Annotated in this window: 18 protein-coding genes; 8 read left to right on the top strand and 10 right to left on the bottom strand. The window is 70.3% G+C overall.

Going from position 1 to position 19,556, the window contains the following annotated elements; all coding sequences use genetic code 11:
• Positions 1–43 precede the first annotated feature (43 nt).
• The 7 genes from ACIHFB_RS44130 to ACIHFB_RS44100 form a co-directional block, all read right to left on the bottom strand.
• Positions 44–646 (bottom strand): hypothetical protein, encoded by a 603-nt coding sequence (locus ACIHFB_RS44130; RefSeq protein ID WP_400129811.1) that lies wholly within the window; start codon positions 644–646, stop codon positions 44–46.
• Complete coding sequence (locus ACIHFB_RS44125) at positions 633–2,189, bottom strand: substrate-binding domain-containing protein (protein WP_400129810.1); 1,557 nt, start codon at positions 2,187–2,189, stop codon at positions 633–635. Before ACIHFB_RS44125 ends, ACIHFB_RS44130 begins: the two co-directional genes overlap by 14 nt.
• Entirely contained in the window at positions 2,186–3,361 is a 1,176-nt protein-coding gene (locus ACIHFB_RS44120) for a toxic anion resistance protein (RefSeq protein ID WP_400129809.1), read from the bottom strand. The genes ACIHFB_RS44125 and ACIHFB_RS44120 overlap by 4 nt, the downstream gene beginning before the upstream one ends.
• Positions 3,362–3,376: 15 nt before the next feature.
• On the bottom strand, positions 3,377–4,441 hold the full coding sequence (locus ACIHFB_RS44115; RefSeq protein WP_400129808.1) for a hypothetical protein: 1,065 nt from the start codon (positions 4,439–4,441) through the stop codon (positions 3,377–3,379).
• A gap of 117 nt (positions 4,442–4,558) precedes the next feature.
• Entirely contained in the window at positions 4,559–5,143 is a 585-nt protein-coding gene (locus ACIHFB_RS44110; RefSeq protein ID WP_365284155.1) for a Uma2 family endonuclease, read from the bottom strand.
• Positions 5,144–5,233: 90 nt separating this feature from the next.
• The gene (locus ACIHFB_RS44105; protein WP_365284157.1) at positions 5,234–5,647 is read right to left on the bottom strand and encodes a hypothetical protein; all 414 of its coding nucleotides are present in this window, start codon (positions 5,645–5,647) and stop codon (positions 5,234–5,236) included.
• A gap of 101 nt (positions 5,648–5,748) precedes the next feature.
• Positions 5,749–6,960: a pyridoxal phosphate-dependent aminotransferase gene (locus tag ACIHFB_RS44100; RefSeq protein WP_365284159.1), complete on the bottom strand. Its 1,212-nt coding sequence runs from the start codon at positions 6,958–6,960 to the stop codon at positions 5,749–5,751.
• A gap of 126 nt (positions 6,961–7,086) precedes the next feature.
• Here ACIHFB_RS44100 and ACIHFB_RS44095 point away from each other — a divergent pair, with 126 nt between their 5' ends.
• Positions 7,087–7,731, top strand: a complete 645-nt coding sequence (locus ACIHFB_RS44095; RefSeq protein WP_400129807.1) for a hypothetical protein — start codon at positions 7,087–7,089, stop codon at positions 7,729–7,731.
• Between the two features lie 506 nt (positions 7,732–8,237).
• Complete coding sequence (locus ACIHFB_RS44090) at positions 8,238–9,152, top strand: serine protease (RefSeq protein WP_400129806.1); 915 nt, start codon at positions 8,238–8,240, stop codon at positions 9,150–9,152.
• A gap of 1 nt (position 9,153) precedes the next feature.
• Here the strand turns inward: ACIHFB_RS44090 and ACIHFB_RS44085 are convergent, their stop codons facing one another.
• Together ACIHFB_RS44085 and ACIHFB_RS44080 are read right to left on the bottom strand one after the other, a co-directional pair.
• Complete coding sequence (locus ACIHFB_RS44085; protein WP_400129805.1) at positions 9,154–10,773, bottom strand: amidohydrolase family protein; 1,620 nt, start codon at positions 10,771–10,773, stop codon at positions 9,154–9,156.
• 11 nt (positions 10,774–10,784) lie between these two features.
• Positions 10,785–12,062, bottom strand: coding sequence for an amino acid deaminase (locus ACIHFB_RS44080; protein ID WP_400129804.1), 1,278 nt, complete (start codon positions 12,060–12,062; stop codon positions 10,785–10,787).
• A gap of 135 nt (positions 12,063–12,197) precedes the next feature.
• On the opposite strand from ACIHFB_RS44080, the gene ACIHFB_RS44075 reads away from it, so the two are divergent.
• The 5 genes from ACIHFB_RS44075 (at position 12,198) to ACIHFB_RS44055 (ending at position 16,814) form a co-directional block, all read left to right on the top strand.
• Complete coding sequence (locus ACIHFB_RS44075; RefSeq protein WP_365284170.1) at positions 12,198–13,343, top strand: sugar kinase; 1,146 nt, start codon at positions 12,198–12,200, stop codon at positions 13,341–13,343.
• The gene (locus ACIHFB_RS44070) at positions 13,340–14,101 is read left to right on the top strand and encodes an IclR family transcriptional regulator (protein ID WP_365284172.1); all 762 of its coding nucleotides are present in this window, start codon (positions 13,340–13,342) and stop codon (positions 14,099–14,101) included. Before ACIHFB_RS44075 ends, ACIHFB_RS44070 begins: the two co-directional genes overlap by 4 nt.
• Positions 14,098–14,508: a RidA family protein gene (locus ACIHFB_RS44065; protein ID WP_365284174.1), complete on the top strand. Its 411-nt coding sequence runs from the start codon at positions 14,098–14,100 to the stop codon at positions 14,506–14,508. The genes ACIHFB_RS44070 and ACIHFB_RS44065 overlap by 4 nt, the downstream gene beginning before the upstream one ends.
• Before the next feature lie 127 nt (positions 14,509–14,635).
• Positions 14,636–16,114: a gluconate:H+ symporter gene (locus ACIHFB_RS44060; RefSeq protein ID WP_365284176.1), complete on the top strand. Its 1,479-nt coding sequence runs from the start codon at positions 14,636–14,638 to the stop codon at positions 16,112–16,114.
• 64 nt (positions 16,115–16,178) lie between these two features.
• Positions 16,179–16,814, top strand: coding sequence for a hypothetical protein (locus ACIHFB_RS44055; RefSeq protein ID WP_365284178.1), 636 nt, complete (start codon positions 16,179–16,181; stop codon positions 16,812–16,814).
• Between the two features lie 12 nt (positions 16,815–16,826).
• Here ACIHFB_RS44055 and ACIHFB_RS44050 read toward each other — a convergent pair whose 3' ends face one another.
• The gene (locus tag ACIHFB_RS44050; protein WP_365284180.1) at positions 16,827–18,179 is read right to left on the bottom strand and encodes a M14 family metallopeptidase; all 1,353 of its coding nucleotides are present in this window, start codon (positions 18,177–18,179) and stop codon (positions 16,827–16,829) included.
• 332 nt (positions 18,180–18,511) lie between these two features.
• On the opposite strand from ACIHFB_RS44050, the gene ACIHFB_RS44045 reads away from it, so the two are divergent.
• A partial coding sequence (locus ACIHFB_RS44045) for an ATP-binding protein (RefSeq protein WP_400129802.1) occupies positions 18,512–19,556 on the top strand: 1,045 nt, incomplete at its 3' end.

Raw genomic sequence — 19,556 nt, 5'->3', positions numbered from 1 at the left:
CGGCGGAGCCGCATATCGACACCGCCCCGCGCCCCTTGGCCGGCTACTGCTGGCGGTCTTCCAAGTACCGCGTGTGCGACTCCTGCCGTCGGGCCTCCGTGTCGCGCAGGCTCGCGGCCAGCCGCTCCCCCTCCTCGTGCAGCAGCGTCAGCTGTCGCTCCAGGTGGCGTTCCGGCGGTTCCTGGCCCGGGGTGAGCCGGGTCCACCACCGGGTCCGTACGAACGTGTCGACCGCCTCGGGTACGTCCTGCCGTACGGCCCGGGACACCGCGTGCACGCCCTCCGGGTCCTGGGCGAGCACCTCGGTGACCCAGCCGGGATCCAGCAACGCGGCCAGCAGCTCGGTCAGCTCGGCCAGCCGGCCCGCGGCGGCGGGCGGCAGTTCGACGCCCGCGAGGTAGGCGGTGAGCCGTTCGAAGTCGGCCCGTACCTCGTCGAGCTGGGCCGACGGGTCCGGGAAGTCGGGCAGCGGCGGCCGCTCCGGCGGGGCGATCAGCGCGCCCGCCCCGTACAGTCCCGCGACGACCACGGGCCAGTACGGCCCCGCCACGCCCGCGAAGGTGAGCGCGAGACCCAGCAGCCCGCACAGGCTGCCGGTGATGTTCTTGCGGGACTCGAGATAGCCGGTGAACCTACTGGTAGCCACGGATCTCCTCGAAGGCGCCGTCCAGCGAGCCCTGCTGGGCGTCGAAGAGACGGCCGCCGGTCAGCTCGGCGATGTGCGCCAGCTCGGAGCGGTCGGAGTCGCCGAAGAGGATGGGGAAGACGGGGATCTCCTTGCCGTCCCGGTCCAGTCCGGCGTAGAAGGCGTCGAACTCCGAAGCCTTCGCGCCGGTCGTGTTCTCGCCGTCCGTCATCAGCACGATCGACGTGAACGTGTCGCGGTCGCTGCCCAGATGGTCGTACGCCTTCTGGAGCGAGGTGAAGATCGCGGTGTCGCCCTGGGCGGTGAGCCCCGCGGTGTCCTGCCGGATCCCGTCGAGTCCGGTCCGCGGGTCGGCAGGCTCCACGACATGGGTGCGCACGCTCTTCACGTCGGACCCGAACGGCATGAGCGTGACCTCTTCCCGGTCCCGGAAGTCGCCGGTGAGAGCGGTGAGGGCCTGCTTCAGATCGGCGAGCCGGTCGCCCTGCATCGAGCCCGAGGTGTCGAGGACGTAGACGGTCCTGGACGGGCGGCGCAGTTCGTTCTCGTACGAGTCGAGCAGTCCGTCGGCCACGGAACGGCTGCCGGGGAAGGGCAGTTCGCGCCGCCGGTCGGTGTCGAGTCCGGAGGCGGGCCGCACGGAGGCGACGACGGGCCGGCGGTGGGTGCGCTCGGTGATCGCGCGCTGGATCTCCGGGGTGCGCAGGGCCTCGGTGAGACGCCGGACGTTCTCCCGGGTCTCGCTGTCCGTGGCCACGAGCGAGGAGAGCGGGTAGTCGGCGGTGACCACGCCGTCGCTCGGGCGGATCACCGTCAGGCCCGGGATGCCCTTGAGGACGGACTCGTAGTTGAGGAGCGCGTCGACGTTCCCGCGCCGGTCGTACGCCGCCGCCAGCCAGCCCGACGAACCCGAGGTCAGCTTCTGCCCCTTGAAGAACTCCTTCAGTCGCCCAGTCGCCTTGGTGACGTCCGCGTCCGTCAGCGCCGACTGGGCGCCGGAGAGGGCCGAGGCCACCGAAACCAGCGTCGAGAAGCCGGAGTTGGAGCGGGCCGGGTCGGTCATGCCGTACGTCAGTTTCCCGTCCTGCACGGCCTGTTCGAGCTGGGACCAGGTGACGTCCCCGGGCTTCCAGCCGAGCGTCCTCACCGTCGCGGACTTCACTCCGATCGCGACCGGGCTGGACATGACGGGCGTCTCGGAGACGACCCTCTTCGCCGCTTCCGGGCGCAGTCGGAGGTAGTCGTTCGAGGACAGCCACAGCGCGTCGTACCGGCCGTCGGTCGTCCCCTTCGCCAGCATGTCCACGGCGTCCAGGGTGCCGATGTACGTCGGCCGGACCTTGATGCCGGTGTCCTTCTCGACCTGGTCGAGGACCGGGGTCATGTCGCTCAGTTCGCTGGAGGCGAGGACGCGGAGGGTGCCGGGCTCGGCGGGGCCGGGGACACCGGGAGTCGAAACGCCGTCGATGCCGTCGTCCTGTGCCGTGCAGGCGGTGAGCAGGCCGAGAGCCACCAGACAGGCGGCCAGTGTGCGTCTCGTCATCCGAGGCCCCCCTCCAGCGCACCCTGGGACCGGCTGCGCTCCAAGTAGGCGCCGGCGTTCTGGAGTTCGGAGGTCAGGGACTCCACGGTCGACGCCATCACCTCGGTGGCCTGCACCTTGTAGGTGTCGATGGCGTCGAGGGTGCGGTAGATCTGCTGGAAGGCGCCGCGGAGTGTCTCGGCGCCGACGGCCGGGTCGGCGGCGATCCGCTGGATCTCGCCGCTCTGCGTGGCGAGCATCTCCGCGTTGCCCCGGATGAGGTCCTCGGTGGTGCCGCGCAACGCGTTGACCTGGTCGACGACCTTCTTCTGGTTGTCGAGCGCGGAGGCGAGCATGACCGAGATACGCAGCGCCGAGACGGTGGTCGTGGCCGCCCGGTCGACGCCCTTGATCAGCTCCTCGTTGTTGCGTCGTACGACGTCCATCGCGAGGTAGCCCTGTGCGCACACCGCGAGCTGGGTGAGCAGGTCCTGGTGCTTCTGCCGGACGGGGAAGAGCACGTCGGCACGGAGACTGTCGGCCGCCTGCGGATCGGTGGCCTCCACCCCGCCGATGTGCTGCTCGACGGCGGTGTCCAGCGCCTGGGTGAGGACGACGTACTCCTGGAGCTTGCCCATCGTCTCCCACAGGCGGACGCGCTCGGTCTGCAACGCGGCGTTGTCGCGGCGCAGTTCGTCCTGGCCGCCGCGCAGCGAGCCCACGATCTTGTTCAACGTGGTCTGCGAGGAGGCGTACTTGGCGACGTGGTCGCGCAGCTTGTTGCCGCCGGGCAGCCTGGAGAGGAACTTGCGTCCCTTGCTCGCGGGCAGGTCACGCGGGTCCAGGTCCTCCACCACCCGCCGCAGCTCGACCAGCGAGCCCGCCACCTGCGAGTGGGCGTCGCCGCCCTTGTCGGGGAGGCTGCGGACGGTGCGCTCCAGCATCCGGTTGGACTGGGCGGCGGCGCTGCGCATCTCGCCGGCGCCGAGGTTGGTGATCTCGCCGACCTTGCCCGCGAATTCCGGGGACCGGGCGTCGAGCGCGGCGAGGCCCTCGACGTACCCGGCGGCCTTCCGCGCCATGTCGTCCCGCACGCTGTCGTCGACGGGGACGAGTCCGCCGGCCTTCTCCCGGAGCACGGCGGCGACGGGCTCGGGCGGAGTGAGGACAAAGGTTTCGTCATTGCCGGTCATGTACTGCTTCCCCCTTTATCCGCGCGCCCGTCGCGCCAGCTCGTGCAGCACCTCGGAGGTGGGCACGGGCGCCTGGCGGACGCCGGTCAACTGCTGCTTGAGGTAGGTGGCGTCCGAGGTGAACTCCGTGGCCTCGCCCTGGGGGCGGAACCCGTGCCGGACCTCCAGCTTGCGCAACTGCGGGTCCGTGGAGAGGAGTTCGGCGACGGCCTTGCCGTCGTCGGTGAGCGGTACGACGGTGTGGTCGCTGTTGACCGTGGTGTCCGGGTAGAGGACGACCAGGTCGTCAGGGTGCTGTCCCGCCGTCAGCAGGGAGGCGACCTGGGATTCGTAGACCACGACGAGCGGGTTGCCGGCGCCGCTGACGAAGTCCCGGAAGACGGCGTCACTGCCGGACTGCTGAGCGCCCTGCACGCTGACCAGCTTGCGCAGCAGCGGTGCGGTGCGGTCGATCTCGGCGTCGGTTGCGACGACCTTGCCGCCGTTCTCGACGTAGGAGGCGGCCGCGAGGTAGAGGGCGCCGGAGTTGGAGGTCTCGGGGTCGGTGCTGGACAGATACAGGGTGCCCGTCAACTCCCCGTACTTCTCGGCCCCCTTGAGCTGCTGCCAGGTGCGGTCGGCCCGAGCGGCGTCCAGATAGGCGCGCATCCTCAGCGTGCCTCGGTGCGACGCGTCCAGCGTGGCGAGTCCGTTCGCCTTGAGCACCTCGGCGGCGTTCTTGTGCGCCACGACGACGAGGGGGGAGTAGAAGGGGCGCGGGAGGGTTCCCGACACCTTGTATTTCGCGGCCAGTTCGACGGCCGGCGCCTGGCTCGACGGCAGCGCGAGGTCGTACCCCTTGAGGTCGAGCCCTTCCATGGCCCACGACCCGGAGGTCTCGGGCTGCACGGTGTAGCCCTTGGCGGCAAGGGCGTCCACCACCTTGGGGTCGGCGAAGAACTCCGCCTTCTCCGACCCGATCACCGCGCGCACGGTCTTCGTTGCCGTGCCCTGGTCCTCACCTTGTCGGCCCGCTACGACGGCTGCCACCACTCCGCCGATCAGCAGAACCGCGAGGACTATCCCTGCGATACGTCTCACGCCGAGGAGAGTGCTCGCGGAATCCAACGTTCCCGGTCGTCAGGGGTGAACAGGGGGTGTCCGACCGTTCCCGGTATCAAACGGGACGACAGGATTCCGGTTGTGCCGACGAAGACGTCAGTTCGCGCTGTCTCCGGCCTTGCCGTAGCGGCGGAAGGCGGCAGTCTCCACCTGCCATGGGCCGAAGGGCACCAAGTCTCCGTAGATGTACGGCTCTTTGTGGGCGTAGCCGTTCCTGCACGGGTCGGAGTGCACCTCGATGGTGCCGGTGCGCGGATCGACGATCATGTAGTGGGCGATGCCCATGGCCGGGTATTCCGTGAGCTTCTCGACGTAGTCGTTGTCCGGGTTGGACGGCGAGACGATCTCGATGACGGCCAGTACCTCGGCTGCATCTACGGCCAGGCCCTCTTCGTCAAGGACGTGCTCGGGGATGACGACGGCGTCGGGGCGGCGCATCCGGGCGAGTGCGGGATGCTCGACCTCGGGGCCGGGCACGCAGCCGTAGCCGGGGTGCGTGGTGAGGAGCTGTTCGTCCAGCTGCTTGCTGATGCGGCGAATGGTGCCCTCGTGTCGTTTCGACGGGCACATCATGGCCAGTATCGGACCGGACGGGCCGATCTCGACGCTCCACGTACCTTCGAGCTGCTCGGCGTAGGCTCCGAGCTCCGCGGCGATCTCGCGCATCTTCGCGTACTCCATGACCTCAGAGTACTGAGAAACGTGGCGCCCGGTCCGCGCGTCGCTGCGGGTGCGCGCGGGCCGGGGCCGATCGAGTGCCCTTCTCAGGGCTCAGTGGGATGCGAGTTCTCTGGGATCGAGCGCTGCCGCGTGGGCGTCCATGCGTTCGGCGGCCAGGATCGCCGATGCCGTGTCCGCGCGGGAGGCGGCGACGAGCAGCGCGCGGCCCGCGAGGGCATGGGCACGCCTGTGCAGGGCGATGGCGGGCTGAGGGTCGGCGGTGGGCAGGGCCCGCATCGTCGCACCGCCCCGCAGCCGGGTCACCCGCTCGGCCAGCCGCTCCGCCGCCGCGTCCAGGTCGGCCGAAGGTGCCGACATCCGCAGCTCGTCCGTGATCGCGAGGAGCGCGGCGAGATGGCCCGCGAGCTGGATGTCCAGCTCCTCCTCACGGGACCGGTGGGGGAAGTCCGAGGTGGCGCCGGCCATCGAGCTGTGGACCGACTTGGTGCGGATCGGTTCGTACATGGGATGGCCTCCTGTGTTCTGACAGAAGTCATCCTAGCTTGGATTTCGTCTAAAGTTGAGCACTTCACAAAACAGGACCGCGCGTCCACGCAGGGTGAGCGTCAGGTCTGGCTGTAGCCGTCCAGGAAGTTCCCGATCCGCCCCACCGCATCCCGCAGATCCCCGACCGTCGGCAGGGTCACCACGCGGAAGTGGTCGTGTTCGGGCCAGTTGAAGCCGGTGCCCTGGACAACCATGATCTTCTCGCGCCGGAGCAGGTCCAGGACCATCCGCCGGTCGTCCTTGATCTTGAAGGCCTGGGGGTCGAGCCGCGGGAAGAGATACAGCGCCCCCTTCGGCTTCACGCATGTCACGCCCGGAATCTGGGTCAGCAGCTCGTACGCCACGTCCCGCTGCTCGCGCAGCCGCCCGCCGGGAAGGACCAGGTCGTTGATCGTCTGGCGGCCGCTCAGTGCGGCCACGACGCCGTGCTGTCCCGGCATGTTCGCGCACAGCCGCATGTTCGCCAGGATCGTCAGACCCTCGATGTACGAATCGGCGTGCGCCCTCGGGCCCGAGATCGACATCCAGCCCACCCGGTAGCCCGCCACCCGGTAGGCCTTCGACATGCCGTTGAAGGTGAGCGTCAGCAGATCGGGGGCGACCGCCGCCGTCGGTGTGTGGGTGGCACCGTCGTAGAGGATCTTGTCGTAGATCTCGTCGGAGCAGACCAGCAGATTGTGGCGGCGGGCGATGTCGGTCAGGCCCTTGATCATCGCCTCGTCGTAGACCGCGCCCGTCGGATTGTTCGGGTTGATGATCACGATCGCCTTGGTGCGGTCGGTGACCTTCCGCTCCACGTCCGCGAGGTCGGGCATCCAGTCGGACTGCTCGTCGCAGCGGTAGTGCACGGCCGTACCGCCGGACAGTGAGACGGCCGCCGTCCACAGCGGGTAGTCCGGGGCCGGTACGAGCACCTCGTCGCCGTCGTCCAGCAGGCCCTGCATCGCCAGCACGATCAGCTCGGAGACGCCGTTGCCGATGAAGACGTGTTCGACGTCCGTCTCGATGCCGAGGGTCTGGTTGTGCATGACGACGGCCCGGCGTGCGGCCAGCAGGCCCTTCGCGTCGCCGTAGCCGTGGGCCGACGACACATTGCGGAGGATGTCCTCCAGGATCTCGGGAGGGCACTCGAAGCCGAACGCCGCCGGGTTGCCGGTGTTCAGCTTGAGGATCCGATGCCCGGCCGCCTCGAGCCGCATCGCCTCCTCGAGCACCGGGCCCCGGATCTCGTAACAGACGTTGGCGAGCTTGGTCGACTGGATCACCTGCATGTCAGGGAGCTTACGGCCGGGTAACGCCCCGTGGACCGTGTTTTCCACCACGTGAGACGCGGCGGTTTGGGCTGTTATCGCCGGTAGCTGTCTCAGGGTCCCCATGCGTCTCTATAATCCGCGGTCATGTCCAGGCCATCGGAGTACGGAAGCGCCCAGCCGGAGGGGGAGGACCCTCAGGAGGCGCCGAACGTGTACCACCCGCAGGCGCCTGCGTCCCCGGCGTACGACGAGTACGCCGACCCGGCGTCCGCACACGGCTGGCAGGACGGCGCCTTCGACGACACGGCCCAGCTGCCTCCCGTGGCCGACGGCGCGTCCGCGGGTCGGTCCGGTCACCGCGGTCGGCACCGGCCGCTCGGCCTCCGCTCACGCCGCGTGATGGTCGCCGCGGGTGCGGTCGGTGCCGTGTCGGTGGCCGCCGTGATCGCCGCGTTCTCCTTCTCCGGGTCGCCCTCGGGCGGGGCGCAGGGCAAGCCGGAGCGGACCAGCCCCACGGCCGGGGATCCGTCCGCGTCGACGGAGGCCGCCACGGACAGCCCGGTCGCGGGAGGTCCGTCGAACGCCGCGGGGCCGTCCGCCGGCGCGTCCCGGAGCCCGAGTGCGTCGCAGAGCGGTTCCGCGTCCGGCGAGGACACGGAGAAGCCGTCGGCCGGAGCCTCGGCGACCACGACGGCCGGTTCGACACCCTCGGGCGATCCCGCCCCGACCACCTCCGACGACAAGCCGGGCCTCGGCCGCGGCAACACGAAACGGCCCAAGCAGCCGTAACGCCAAGGGCGTTGAATGACGAGTCGGTGCCCCTTCCCGAGGCCGATCTGCTGAGTACCGGCCGGGCGGCGCGCGAACTGGCCGAGCTGCTGCGCGATTCCCGGACGGCGACTCCTTTCCCGCTCGCGGTCGCGCCGGGTGGGGCATGGGCAAGGGAGTTCCCGGAGTACCGGATGGCCCGGCGGGTGCTCACCCGGCTTGAGGATGAGCTGCCCACCGAGTTGCGGGAGGGCGGGGCGGTCGGGACGAGGGCGCGGGGTTCACCGATCTCGCGCGGTCACGCCCGCCCGGGAGCGGCGGTGCCGGGAACTCGGCGCGCGTATTGCGAGCGGCTTCAGCACGCTCCTGCAATACATCGACGAGGCCGTCGCGGAAATCCGCCAACGCCCGTCCTGAAGAAACTTCTTGCTCGCCCGCCCCTCTGCACTCAGAATGCGCATGACAAGACGGGGTGACGGGAAGGCCTCCGGTCACCTACGCCTCAAAGTCTCAGAGGGGACCCCCACATGAACAAACCTCTCGTTGCCGTGCTCGCGGCCCTGGCACTCGCCGGGGTCGGCGCGGCTCCCGCCGTCGCGGCCGAGCCCGCCGCCACGGGCGCGGAGACGGACACCCTCACGTCCGTGGTCCATGACGCGGTCACGTCCGCCACGGCGAGCCTCAACCGGCTCACCGCGCCGAAGGCGCAGGCCGTCACCTTCGCCGGCACCGTCTCGCTCAGCAACTGCTCCGGCTCGGTCGTGCGCTTCCCGGACTCGGAGGACAACGACCCGGCGCTGGTGATGTCCAACGGCCACTGCCTGGAGTCCGGCTTCCCCGAGCCCGGCGAGGTCATCGTCGACCAGGCCTCCAGCCGCACCTTCGGCCTGCTGAACCCGGCCGGCACCCGCGTCGCGACCCTGCGCGCGAGCAAGATCGCGTACGCGACGATGACCGACACGGACGTGTCGATGTACCAGCTCACCACCACCTACGCGGCGATCAAGAGCTCGTACGGCATCGACCCGCTGACGATCAGCGACGCGCACCCCACCGCCGGCACCGCGATCACGGTCGTCTCCGGCTACTGGAAGCGGACGTACGCCTGCAACGTGGACGGCTTCGTGCACCAGCTCAAGGAGGGGAGCTGGACCTGGAAGGACTCGGTCCGCTACACCTCCGCCTGCCAGACCATCGGCGGCACCTCGGGCTCGCCCGTCATCGACAACGCCACCGGCCAGGTCGTCGCCGTCAACAACACCGGCAACGAGGACGGCGGTCGCTGCACCGACAACAACCCCTGCGAGGTCGACGAGAGCGGCAACGTCACCGTCCGCCAGGGCATCAACTACGGCCAGCAGACCTACCAGATGGCGCCCTGCTTCGGCGTCGACAACAAGCTCGACCTGAGCGCGAGCGGCTGCACCCTGCCCAAGCCGTGACTCAAGCGAGGGCGGGCGGAGTGCGACGGACCGCCCGCCCCGCGAGTACGTCCGTCCGTCGCCCGTCCTCGATCACGAACCGGCCGTCGATCAGCACGTACGGGATGCCGTCCGGCAGTGCGCGCGGACGCTCGAAGGTCGAGCCCGCCGCCACCGTCGCCGGGTCGAACAGCACCAGGTCCGCCCGGTAGCCCTCGCGGACCAGCCCGCGGTCCGGCAGCCGGAGCCGGGCGGCCGGGCGTGAGGTGAGGTGGGCGACGCACTCCTCCAGGGACAGCACGCCCAACTCCCGTACGTACCGGCCGAGATACTGCGGGAACGTCCCGTACGCGCGCGGGTGCGGCTTCATCCCCTGGAGGATGCCGTCGGACCCGCCCGTGTGGACGGGGTGCCGCATGATCGCCCGGACGTTCTCCTCGTGGCCCACGTGCTGGAGGATCGTCGAACCGAGCCGGTCCTCCAGCAGCAGGCGCCGGGCGGTCACCCAAGGGGCCTCGCCGCGCAGCTGCGCCGACTCCAGGACCGTACGCCCGACATGGTCGTCGAGCGCTGCCTCGCTCACACCGGAGATCTCGATCGTGTCCCACTCGATGGGCACGCCATGGCAGCCGTCCGCGCCCACGACCTCCATGTGATGGCGGATCCGCTCGGCCGTCTCCTCGTCCGCCAGCCGCTTGAGGATCTCCTCCGGCCCGCCCTCGCTCGCCCAGCTCGGCAGCATGGCGACCAGGGTGGTGCAGCCGGGTGTGTAGGGGTACGTATCGAGGCTGATGTCGGCTCCGGCGGCCAGCGCGTCGTCCAGCAGCGTCAGCAGCTCGGGTGCCCGGCCCTTGTTCACGCCGAAGTTCATGGTGGCGTGGGCGAGATGGAGCGCGCAGCCCGCCTCCCGGGTCAGGGCCACCATCTCCTCGTACGCCTGGAGGGCGCCGGCGCCGTACGAGCGGTGGTGCGGGCAGTAGTAGCCGCCGTACCGGGCCACCACCCGGCACAGCTCGGTGAGTTCGGCGTCCTCGGCGTACATCCCGGGGGTGTAGGTGAGCCCGGACGACATGCCGACCGCGCCCTGCTCCAGCCCCTCCGCGACCAGCCGTCGCATACGATCCAGCTCTTCGGGCGTCGCCTCCCGGTCCTCCCACCCGACGGCGAGCATACGGACCGTGCCCTGCGGGATGAGATACGCGGCGTTCACGGCGATCCCGCGATCCAGCCGGTCCAGGTACTCGCCCACCGACCGCCAGTCGAAGTCGATGTCGTCGCCGTAGCCGTTCCACCCGGTGATCGCACGGCGCACCTCGGCGAGCGTGCGGTCGTCGACGGGCGCGTACGACAGCCCGTCCTGGCCGATGACCTCGAGGGTGACGCCCTGCGCGGCCTTGGCGCTGTGGTCGGGGTCGCGGAGCAGGGCGAGGTCGCTGTGGGCGTGCATGTCGATGAAGCCGGGGGAGAGGACGAGCCCTTCGGCATCCAGCTCCCGGGTCGCCGTGGGCCGTTGGCAGCCCGCCGCCGCGGCCTCCTTGACGATCGACACGATCCTGCCGCCGTCGACGGCCACATCGGCGCGGTACGAGGGCCCGCCCGAGCCGTCGACCACGTCCGCGTCACGGATGACGAGATCTGCCATGGCCGGGCCTCCTAGAAGAACGTGCGGATGTAGTCGACGACCGTCCCGTCCGCCTCGGCGACCGGGATCAGCTGCCACTTGTCGAACGACGTGCACGGGTGCGACAGACCCATACCCAGCCAGTCGCCGACCTCCAGATCCGCCTCCGGGGCCGTGCGGATCCACGCGTGCTGGTCGGAGAGGCCGGTGACCTCGATACCGCTCGCCGGCCGCTCGGTGTCACCCCGGCGCACGACCTGGGCGAAGGGCAGATCCAGGTCGTACGCCGCGTCCCGCTTGCCCGCGTTGGCGAAGGCCTGCTCGGGCGAGGGGCGGGAGACGACCTGCGCCCACAGACGGAACGCGGGCTCCAGCGCGCCTTCTTCGGGGACGCGGGTGAAGGGGGTCAGCTTGCGGTAGTGGCCGTCGTCGTGCGAGACGTAGGCGCCCGAGCGCAGCAACTTCAGTACGGGGGAGCCGAGTTCGGGGATCTCCGCGAAGACGTCGGCCACCGCGTCGAACCAGGCGCTGCCGCCCGCGCTGACCACGATCTCGTCCAGGCCCTTGAACCGCCCGGCCCGGTCGAAGTCGACGGCCAGGGCGACGAGCCGCCGCAGCCAGGCGTGTACCCGCTCCGCATCGGCCTGCGGGACCTCGCCCTCGTACCCCGCGACGCCGACGAGCCGCAGCGTGCGCGTGGCCGCCACCGCGTCCGCGACCGCCGCGCACTCCGCCTCCGTGCGGACGCCGGTGCGGGCGCCCTCACCGGCGGCGAGCTCGATGACGACCTCCACCGGGCGGCCGGCTCCCTGGAGCGCCGCGTCCATCAGCTCGACGCCCCGCACGGAGTCGACGTAGCAGATGAACCGGAAGTCGCCGTCCGCCGCCAGCTCTCCGGCGATCCACCGCAGAGCGGCCGGGTCCACCAGTTCGTTGGCCAGGAAGATCCGCCGGCTGCCGAAGGCCCGCGCCACCCGCACCTGGTGCGGCACCGCGAGCGTGATGCCCCAGGCGCCGTGCTCGATCTGGCGCTGGAAGAGCTGCGGGGCCATGGACGTCTTGCCGTGCGGGGCGAAGGCAAGGCCGTGGCGGACGGTGTACGTCTCCATGAGCGCGAGGTTGTGCTCCAGCCGCTCGGCGGAGAGGGCGAGGACCGGGGTGGCGAAGCCGTCGGTGAAGAGGTTGCGGCGCTGGTCCGTCAACTCGGCGACGGTCAGTCCGGCGGCGTCCGGCGGGAGGCCCTTGAAGCGGTGGTCGACGCGTTCCTCTGCGAGGCGGGCGAGCGCTTCGGTACCGGTTTCGCGGGCCACGGGACCTCCCCGATCTGGAGCGTTGCAATCACTGCAACGTTCATTGCGTATGTCGCTTACCGCTGTCTAACATCTCGGCCAACGCGGGGTCAACGGAGCCGCCCACCCCGCACCACCCGAGGAGCTACGACCATCGTGACCGTCACCGGACCCTGCAATGCCCCCGACGTCGTCGACGTCGTCGCGCTCGGCGAGTCCATGGTCACGTTCCTGCCCACCCGACCGGGCCGCCTCGCCGACGTCCCCTCCTTCGACCGCGCCATCGGCGGCGCGGAATCCAACGTGGCGTGCGTGCTGGCCGCCGCCGGCCACTCCACCCGGTGGGTGAGCCGGGTCGGCGCCGACGGGTTCGGCGACCACCTCGTCGAGGCGATCGGGGGGTTCGGCGTCGACGTGTCGGCCGTACGACGGGATCCGGCGCGGCCGACGGGCGTGTACTTCCGTACGGCGGGGGACCGGGCGACCGACGCGCACGAGGTGGCGTACTACCGGACGGGGTCGGCGGCGTCGGCGATGACGGCGGAGAACGTGGACATGGAGGCGGTGCGGGCCGGACGGCTGCTGCATCTGTCCGGGATCACCGCAGCGCTGTCGGACGACTGCCTGGGCCTGCTGCGAGAACTGACCGCTCCTGGAGAGGGGCGCCCGGTGGTCTCGTTCGACGTGAACCACCGCCCGGGGCTGTGGGCCGACGCCGATGGCCCGCGGGTGCTTCTCGAACTGGCGCGGGGCGCCGACATCGTCTTCGTGGGCGAGGACGAGGCGGAGGAAGCGTGGGGGGTCACGGGCGGCCCGACGGCAATCCGGGAGCTGCTGCCCGAGCCGGAGGTGCTGGTGGTGAAGCAGGGATCGCGGGGAGCAACGGCGTTCTCCCAGGCGCGGCCTGCGGGCAGTCGTGCCGCTGGGGCGACACGGGTGGGCGCAGGCGGCACCCCGCAAGCGCGGGCGGGTGAAACCCACCCCCGCCCAGCCCTCACCCAGGGCGCCGTCACATTCGCCCACGCCCTGAACGTAGACGTCGTAGCCCCCGTCGGCGCCGGCGACGCCTTCGCCGCCGGCTTCCTCTCCGCCACCCTGCGCGAACTCCCCGTCCGGGACCGGATACGGCACGGCCACCTCATGGCCGCGGCCGTCCTCACCGCCCCCGGCGACCTCGCACCCCCGCCCCGCCGCGCCCACGCCGACCGCCTCGCCTCCCTCGACGACAACGCGTGGGGGACACTTCGACTCGGCCCGGGCTGGACGACCCAGCAGGCCGAGGAGGAGGTACGTACGCCATGAGCCAGACCGTCGACCGCGCACTGAGCATCCTGCCGCTGCTCGCCGAGGGCCCCGCCGACCTCGGCCAGGTCGCCGAGCGCCTGGGCGTGCACAAGTCCACGGCACTGCGCCTGCTCCGCACGCTCCACGAACACGGCATGGTCTACCGCCAGTCCGACCAGCGCTACCGCCTCGGCGCCCGCCTCATCGCGCTCGCCCAGGAGGCGATGGAGAACCTCGACATCCGCGAGATCGCCCACCCCCACCTCGCACGCCTCAACGAACAGTGCGGGCACACCGTCCACCTCGCGGTGTACGAGGAGGACGAGGTCCTCTACATCGACAAGGTGGAGAGCCGCTACCCGGTGCGCATGTACTCACGGATCGGCAAGCCGGTCGCCATCACGGTCGCCGCCGTCGCCAAGCTGCTGCTCGCCGACCTTCCGGAACCCGAGCGCCGCGTCCTCGCGGAGAAGCTCGACTACCCCATGTACACGGCCCGTTCGACACCGCATTCGGAGGCTTTCCTCAGGGAACTGGCCAAGGTGCGCGAACAGGGCTGGGCCACCGACCTCGGTGGCCACGAGGAGTCCATCAACTGCGTCGCCGCGCCCATCCGCGGTGCCGACGGCCGGGTCGCCGCCGCGATGTCGGTGTCCGCCCCCAACGTCGTCGTCACCGGCGACGAACTCCTCACCCTGCTCCCGCTGGTCCGCCGTACCGCGGACGCGATCAGCGGAGAGTACTCGGGCAGAACCACGACGAAGGACTTCGCATGACCGAGAAGATCGCCCTCACCCCCAAGACCCACACCACGCCGCCCGCGAAGTTCTCGCACGGTGTGAAGAAGGGCAACATCCTCCAGGTCGCCGGCCAGGTCGGCTTCCTGCCCGCGGTCGAGGGCGAGCCCCCGACGCCGGCCGGCCCGACCCTGCGCGAGCAGACCCTCCAGACCCTCGCCAACGTCAAGGCGATCCTGGAGGAGGGCGGGTCCTCCTGGGACGACGCGATGATGATCCGCGTCTATCTCACGGACGTCGCCCACTTCGCGGAGATGAACGAGATCTACAACGCGTACTTCGAGGAGCAGGGCCTCACCGTGCCGCCCGCCGCACGCACGACGGTGTACGTCGGCCTGCCCGCGGGACTCCTCGTCGAGATCGACGCGCTGGCCGTCCTCGGCTGACCGCCCGACACCCCCAACTCCCGCACTCCGTACGCCATCCCGGCACGGCGCCCGTCATCCCCCAGGGCGCCGTGCCGCGATCCCCCCTGCCCGAAAGCTCAATGCATTTAAGTAGAGGACCCCCCGAATGTCCCTTCCGCTCGCCGCCACCGCCCCAGCCGAAACCCCACCCCATACCGGAGGGCTGCTCCTCCTCATCGACGGCACGGCCGGTCTCCTCACCGTCGCCGCCATCGGCATAGCCCTGCTGCTCTTCCTGATCATCAAGGCGCGGCTCCAGCCGTTCGTCGCGCTGCTCGCGGTCTCCATAGCCGTCGGCCTGCTCGCCGGTCTGTCGGTCACCGAACTCTTCGGCACGGTCCAGCGCTCGGACGCCGTGTCCACCATCGAGACCGGCATGGGCGGCATCCTCGGCCATGTCGCGATCATCATCGGCCTGGGCACCATGCTCGGCGCGATCCTCGAAGTCAGCGGCGGCGCCGAGGTGTTGGCCTCCCGGCTGCTGAACCTCTTCGGCGAGAAGCGGGCCCCGCTCGCCATGGGCGTCACCGGCGTGATCTTCGGTATCCCGGTCTTCTTCGACGTGGGCATCTTCGTCCTGGCGCCGATCGTGTACGCGGCCGCCAAGCGCAGCGGCAAGTCGATCCTGCTCTACTGCCTGCCCCTGCTGGCCGGTCTGTCCATGACCCACGCCTTCCTGCCCCCGCACCCGGGCCCGGTGGCGGCGGCCGGACTCCTCAACGTCGACCTCGGCTGGGTCATCCTCATGGGCGTCGTCTGCGGTGTCCCCGCGGTGCTGGCCGCCTGGGTGTTCTCGGCGTGGATCGGCAAGCGGATCTTCGTCGCCGTACCCCAGGACATGGTGGAGGCGGCGGCCGAGGCGAAGCTGGCGGTCGTCAACGAGCAGCGCGAGTCGGGCGTGGAGCCCCAGGAGAAGCCGGTCCCGCTCGGCACGGTCCTGGCCATCATCGGTACGCCCCTGGTGCTGATCCTCGCCGCGACCTTCTCCTCGATCGCCCTGGACCCCTCCACCGGCCGCTCGGTGATCGAGTTCTTCGGCAGCCCCTTCGTGGCCCTCACCATCGCCCTGCTGCTCGCGTACTACCTGCTGGGCATCCGGCGCGGCTGGTCCCGCAAGTCCCTGGAGACGGTGTCGACATCGTCCCTGAAGCCCGTCGGCAACATCCTGCTCGTCGTCGGCGCCGGCGGGATCTTCGGCGCCATCCTCAAGGGGAGCGGAGTGGCCCAGGCCCTCTCCGACACCTTCAACGACGTCGGCCTCCCCGTGATCGTCCTCTCCTACCTGATCTCGGTGGTCCTGCGGGTCGCCCAGGGCTCGGCGACGGTCGCCATCGTCACGACGGCCGGCATCGTGGCCCCGCTCCTGTCAGAAGGCGACCACTCCCAGGCCTTCATCGCCCTCGTCATCATGGCGATCTCCGCGGGCTCGATCTTCGCCTCGCACGTCAACGACGGCGGCTTCTGGATGGTGGCCAAGTACTTCGGCATCAGCGAGCGCGACACCCTCAAGACCTGGACCGTGCTGGAGACGGTGCTGTCGGTGGCGGGGTTCGTGGTGGCGGCGGTGCTGAGCTTGTTTGTGTAGGCGTCTGATAACAAAGTCGGGGCTGGCTGTGTACGGCACAGGATCGTCGACCATACTGCCCGCTGTGGAGCAGCGCATAGGTTCGAGCAGCCAGCCCCTGGACGGCGCCGGGGTCGACCCGGCCTTCATCCCCGGGCTCACCTCACCCGTGTCCAAGGACCCGGAGGACGTGAAGCCGGAGAAGTCGGAGAAGGCGGAGTCGTCGCCCGAGACGGAGACGCCCGAGACGGAGACACCCGAGACGCCCGAGGAGGCCGTCGAGGAGACCCTCGACGAGCCCCCGGCCTCCGAAGACACGGAGTCCGAAGAGCCGGCCTCCGAAGAAGCGGAGTCCGAAGAAGCGGAGCCCGCGGAAGCGGAGTCCGACGAGGAGGAGTCCGAAGAGGGGGAGGAGTCCGAAGAGGAGGAAGCTTCCGACGGACCCGTCTTCGAGGCCTCCGACCGCCGCGCGAAGATCATCGCCGACCACAGCGGCGTACGACTGTTCCTCGACGACCAGGAGTGCGAGTTCCGCTGGGACGAGATCGGCGCCGTGGAGACGGAGTCGCCCCGCTTCGGCAAGCGTTTCACCATCACCGTGCACACTCCTGACCGCCGCTGGTACCCGATCGAGATCGAGGCGACGGCCAGGAGCAGCTTCACCGAGTGGGACGAGCAGCTGGACGCGGTCCTGGACTCCTACTTCGAGGAGTCCGACTAGCCATCCGGCCGGCTAGCTGCAGTACTGGGCTTCCTTGCCGATGGACCGGTACATACAGTCCGAGTTCTCCAGCAGCTGCAACACCGCATCCCGGTTACGAGAGGTCTCCCGCTCGATCACCTCGTCGGGCGGGTAGAACCCTCCACCCCCGGACCGCGGATACATCTCGTAGGTGTAAGCGAAGATCTTCTGGTTGCCCCACAGCCAGTCGTCGATCGACCCGTCGGTGATGTACAGGTCACTGGACTGCTCCGGCGTATAGCCGTTGCTGGCGGCCATCTTCCCGCCCACCGTGGCGAAGGCGTTCCGGTCGTCGGCCGTCATGCCGGTTGTGGTGTCGGCGGTGGTGTACCCGAAGGGCCACAGCACCAGCTCGCTGTACGTGTGGAAGTCGATCGCCGACTTGATCTGCTGCACACCGCCGACGACCCGGCTGCGCACGAAGTTCGCGACCACCTTGGTCTCGGGCGCGGACTCGGCGGCGGCGCCCCGGTACGTCTCCGAGGACGTCGACCCGGACGACCCGCCACAGCAGCCCCACCGGTAGTTCCAGTTCCGGTTGAGGTCGGTACCGACGTACGAGGAACCGGAGTTGGGCTGCCGGTTCTTCCGCCAGGACCGGTAGGCCCCGGTCGCGATGTCGTACTCGCCGCCGTCCGGGTTGAGGTCGGGGACGATCCAGATCTCACGGTTGTTCACCATGCTGGTGACGCGGGAGTCCGTGCCGTAGTCCTGCGTCAGTTCGCGCAGCAGGTACAGCGCCATCTCGACGGTGAGATGCTCACGCGCGTGCTGGTGGTGGGTGAACAGGACCTCCGGCTCGGCCTCGTCGGTGCCGACGTTGTCGCTGATCTTGATGGCCACGATGTTCCGGCCGCCGTACGAGGTGCCGATGGTCCGCTGGCTGGCGATGCTCGGGTTGGCCGAGATGAGGGAGCTGATCTCGCTCGTCATCTCCGCGTAGTTGTGGTAACGCGAGTCGGCCGACGGGAAGTCGAGGAGCCGTACGTCGTCCGCGCTCGCCGACCGGTCCGGGGCCGCGCCCAACGACGTGACCTCGTAGCCGAGTTGACGGAGCTTCTTGACCTGGTCGGCGCGGCCCGAGATCACCACGCCGTGGTCGTCGGCCTCGTCCACCGTCACGCCGACCTGCTGGATCGCCGTACGGTCCTTGACGGTCGAGTGCATCTGGATCTCGTACTGGCGGATGTCGTCCGCCGAGGCCTTGGGGCGTGCGCCGCCGTCCGCGGTGGCGTTCGTCGCCGTCGCGGCGAGGGGAGCCGCGAGTGCGAAGGCGGCCAGGGCGGCCAGGGCGGCGGTTCGTCTGCCGCCTCGCGCGCCTGAGCCGCGTATGCGAAGTCGCATGAAATCTCCTATTTTCTCCAGGAATTCCGGGGTCTCCGGAGTGGGGAGTGGAGCTGGGGGGTGTCTCTCTGCGACGTACTTGGTGCGGGTGTGGCGCTCATGGTGCGGGTATGGCATGGCCCGGTCAAGTACGCCAAGGAGGCATGGCCAAAATCGGCCGCGCAGTGTACGCGTGGGCGCCGGTACAGGCGCGGACCCGGGCGAAGTGCACCCGACGGTGTGACCGCGGCGTGCAAATATGCAATCTGCCGGGGGAGAGTGGGGAGTGCGCGCAAGAGGAGTCACACCCTCCGGCTCTCCTCGGACCCCCACACCCCAAGGACTGGCTGATCATGGGCGGATCAGCGCCACGAAGGGACCGCCGGCTGCCGGTCGAGACGACCAGCTTCGTCGACCGCCGTGACGAACTGGCCCAAGGCCGGGAGCTGTTGGCCCGCGCCCGGCTGGTCACGCTCACCGGCCCCGGCGGCGTCGGCAAGACCCGGCTCGCCGCGCGCCTCGCCACCCGGATCGCCCGCGCCTTCCCGGACGGCGTGCGCTTCGTGCACCTCGCGGGCCTGCACGACCCGGCGCTCGTCCCGCTCGCCGCCGCCGACGCGCTCGGCCTGCACGACCACTCCACGCAGCCGCCGCTGGACGCCCTGGCCGAGCATGTACGCGACCGGCGGCTACTCCTCGTCGTCGACAACTGCGAGCATCTGCTGCCCGCCTGCGCCGACCTCGCCGCCGCCCTGCTGCGCGGCACCATGGGCGTCCGCGTCCTCACCACCAGCCGCCACCGCCTCGGCCTCACCGAGGAACACCTGCTGGACGTACGGCCGTTGCCGGTTCCCGACCCGGACGGCGACCTCTCCGCCGCCGACGGCTACGCCGCCATCGCCCTCTTCGCCGACCGCGCCGCCGCCGTCGTCCCCGGCTTCCGGCTCACCGCCGCCAACCGCGCCGCCGTCGCCCGGCTGTGCCGGCGCCTCGACGGCCTCCCGCTCGCCATCGAACTCGCCGCCGTCCGGATGCGCGTCCTCGGCGTCGAACAGCTCCTCGACCGCCTCGACGACCGCTACCGGCTGCTGAACGCCGGCAGCCCGTCCGCCCTGCCCCGGCACCGGACCCTGGGCGCCGCCGTCGACTGGAGCTACGAACTGTGCACCGAACGCGAACAGTTGGTGTGGGCGCGCGCCTCGGTGCTGGCCGGCAGCTTCGACCTCGACACGGCGGAATCCGTCTGCGCGGACGGCGAGCGCAGCGAGATGGGGGTCCCCTCGGTCGGTGGCTGGGGGGAAGGCGAGTCGGGGCTCCCTCCGGTCGGTGGCCGCGGGGGAAGCGAGTCGGGGGTTCCTCCGGTCGGTGGCCGCGGGGGAAGCGAGTCGGGGGTTCCTC

This window comes from Streptomyces sp. NPDC051963 (assembly GCF_044593495.1).
Taxonomy (GTDB): Bacteria; Actinomycetota; Actinomycetes; order Streptomycetales; family Streptomycetaceae; genus Streptomyces.
This window is presented reverse-complemented; position numbering and strand designations above follow the sequence as displayed.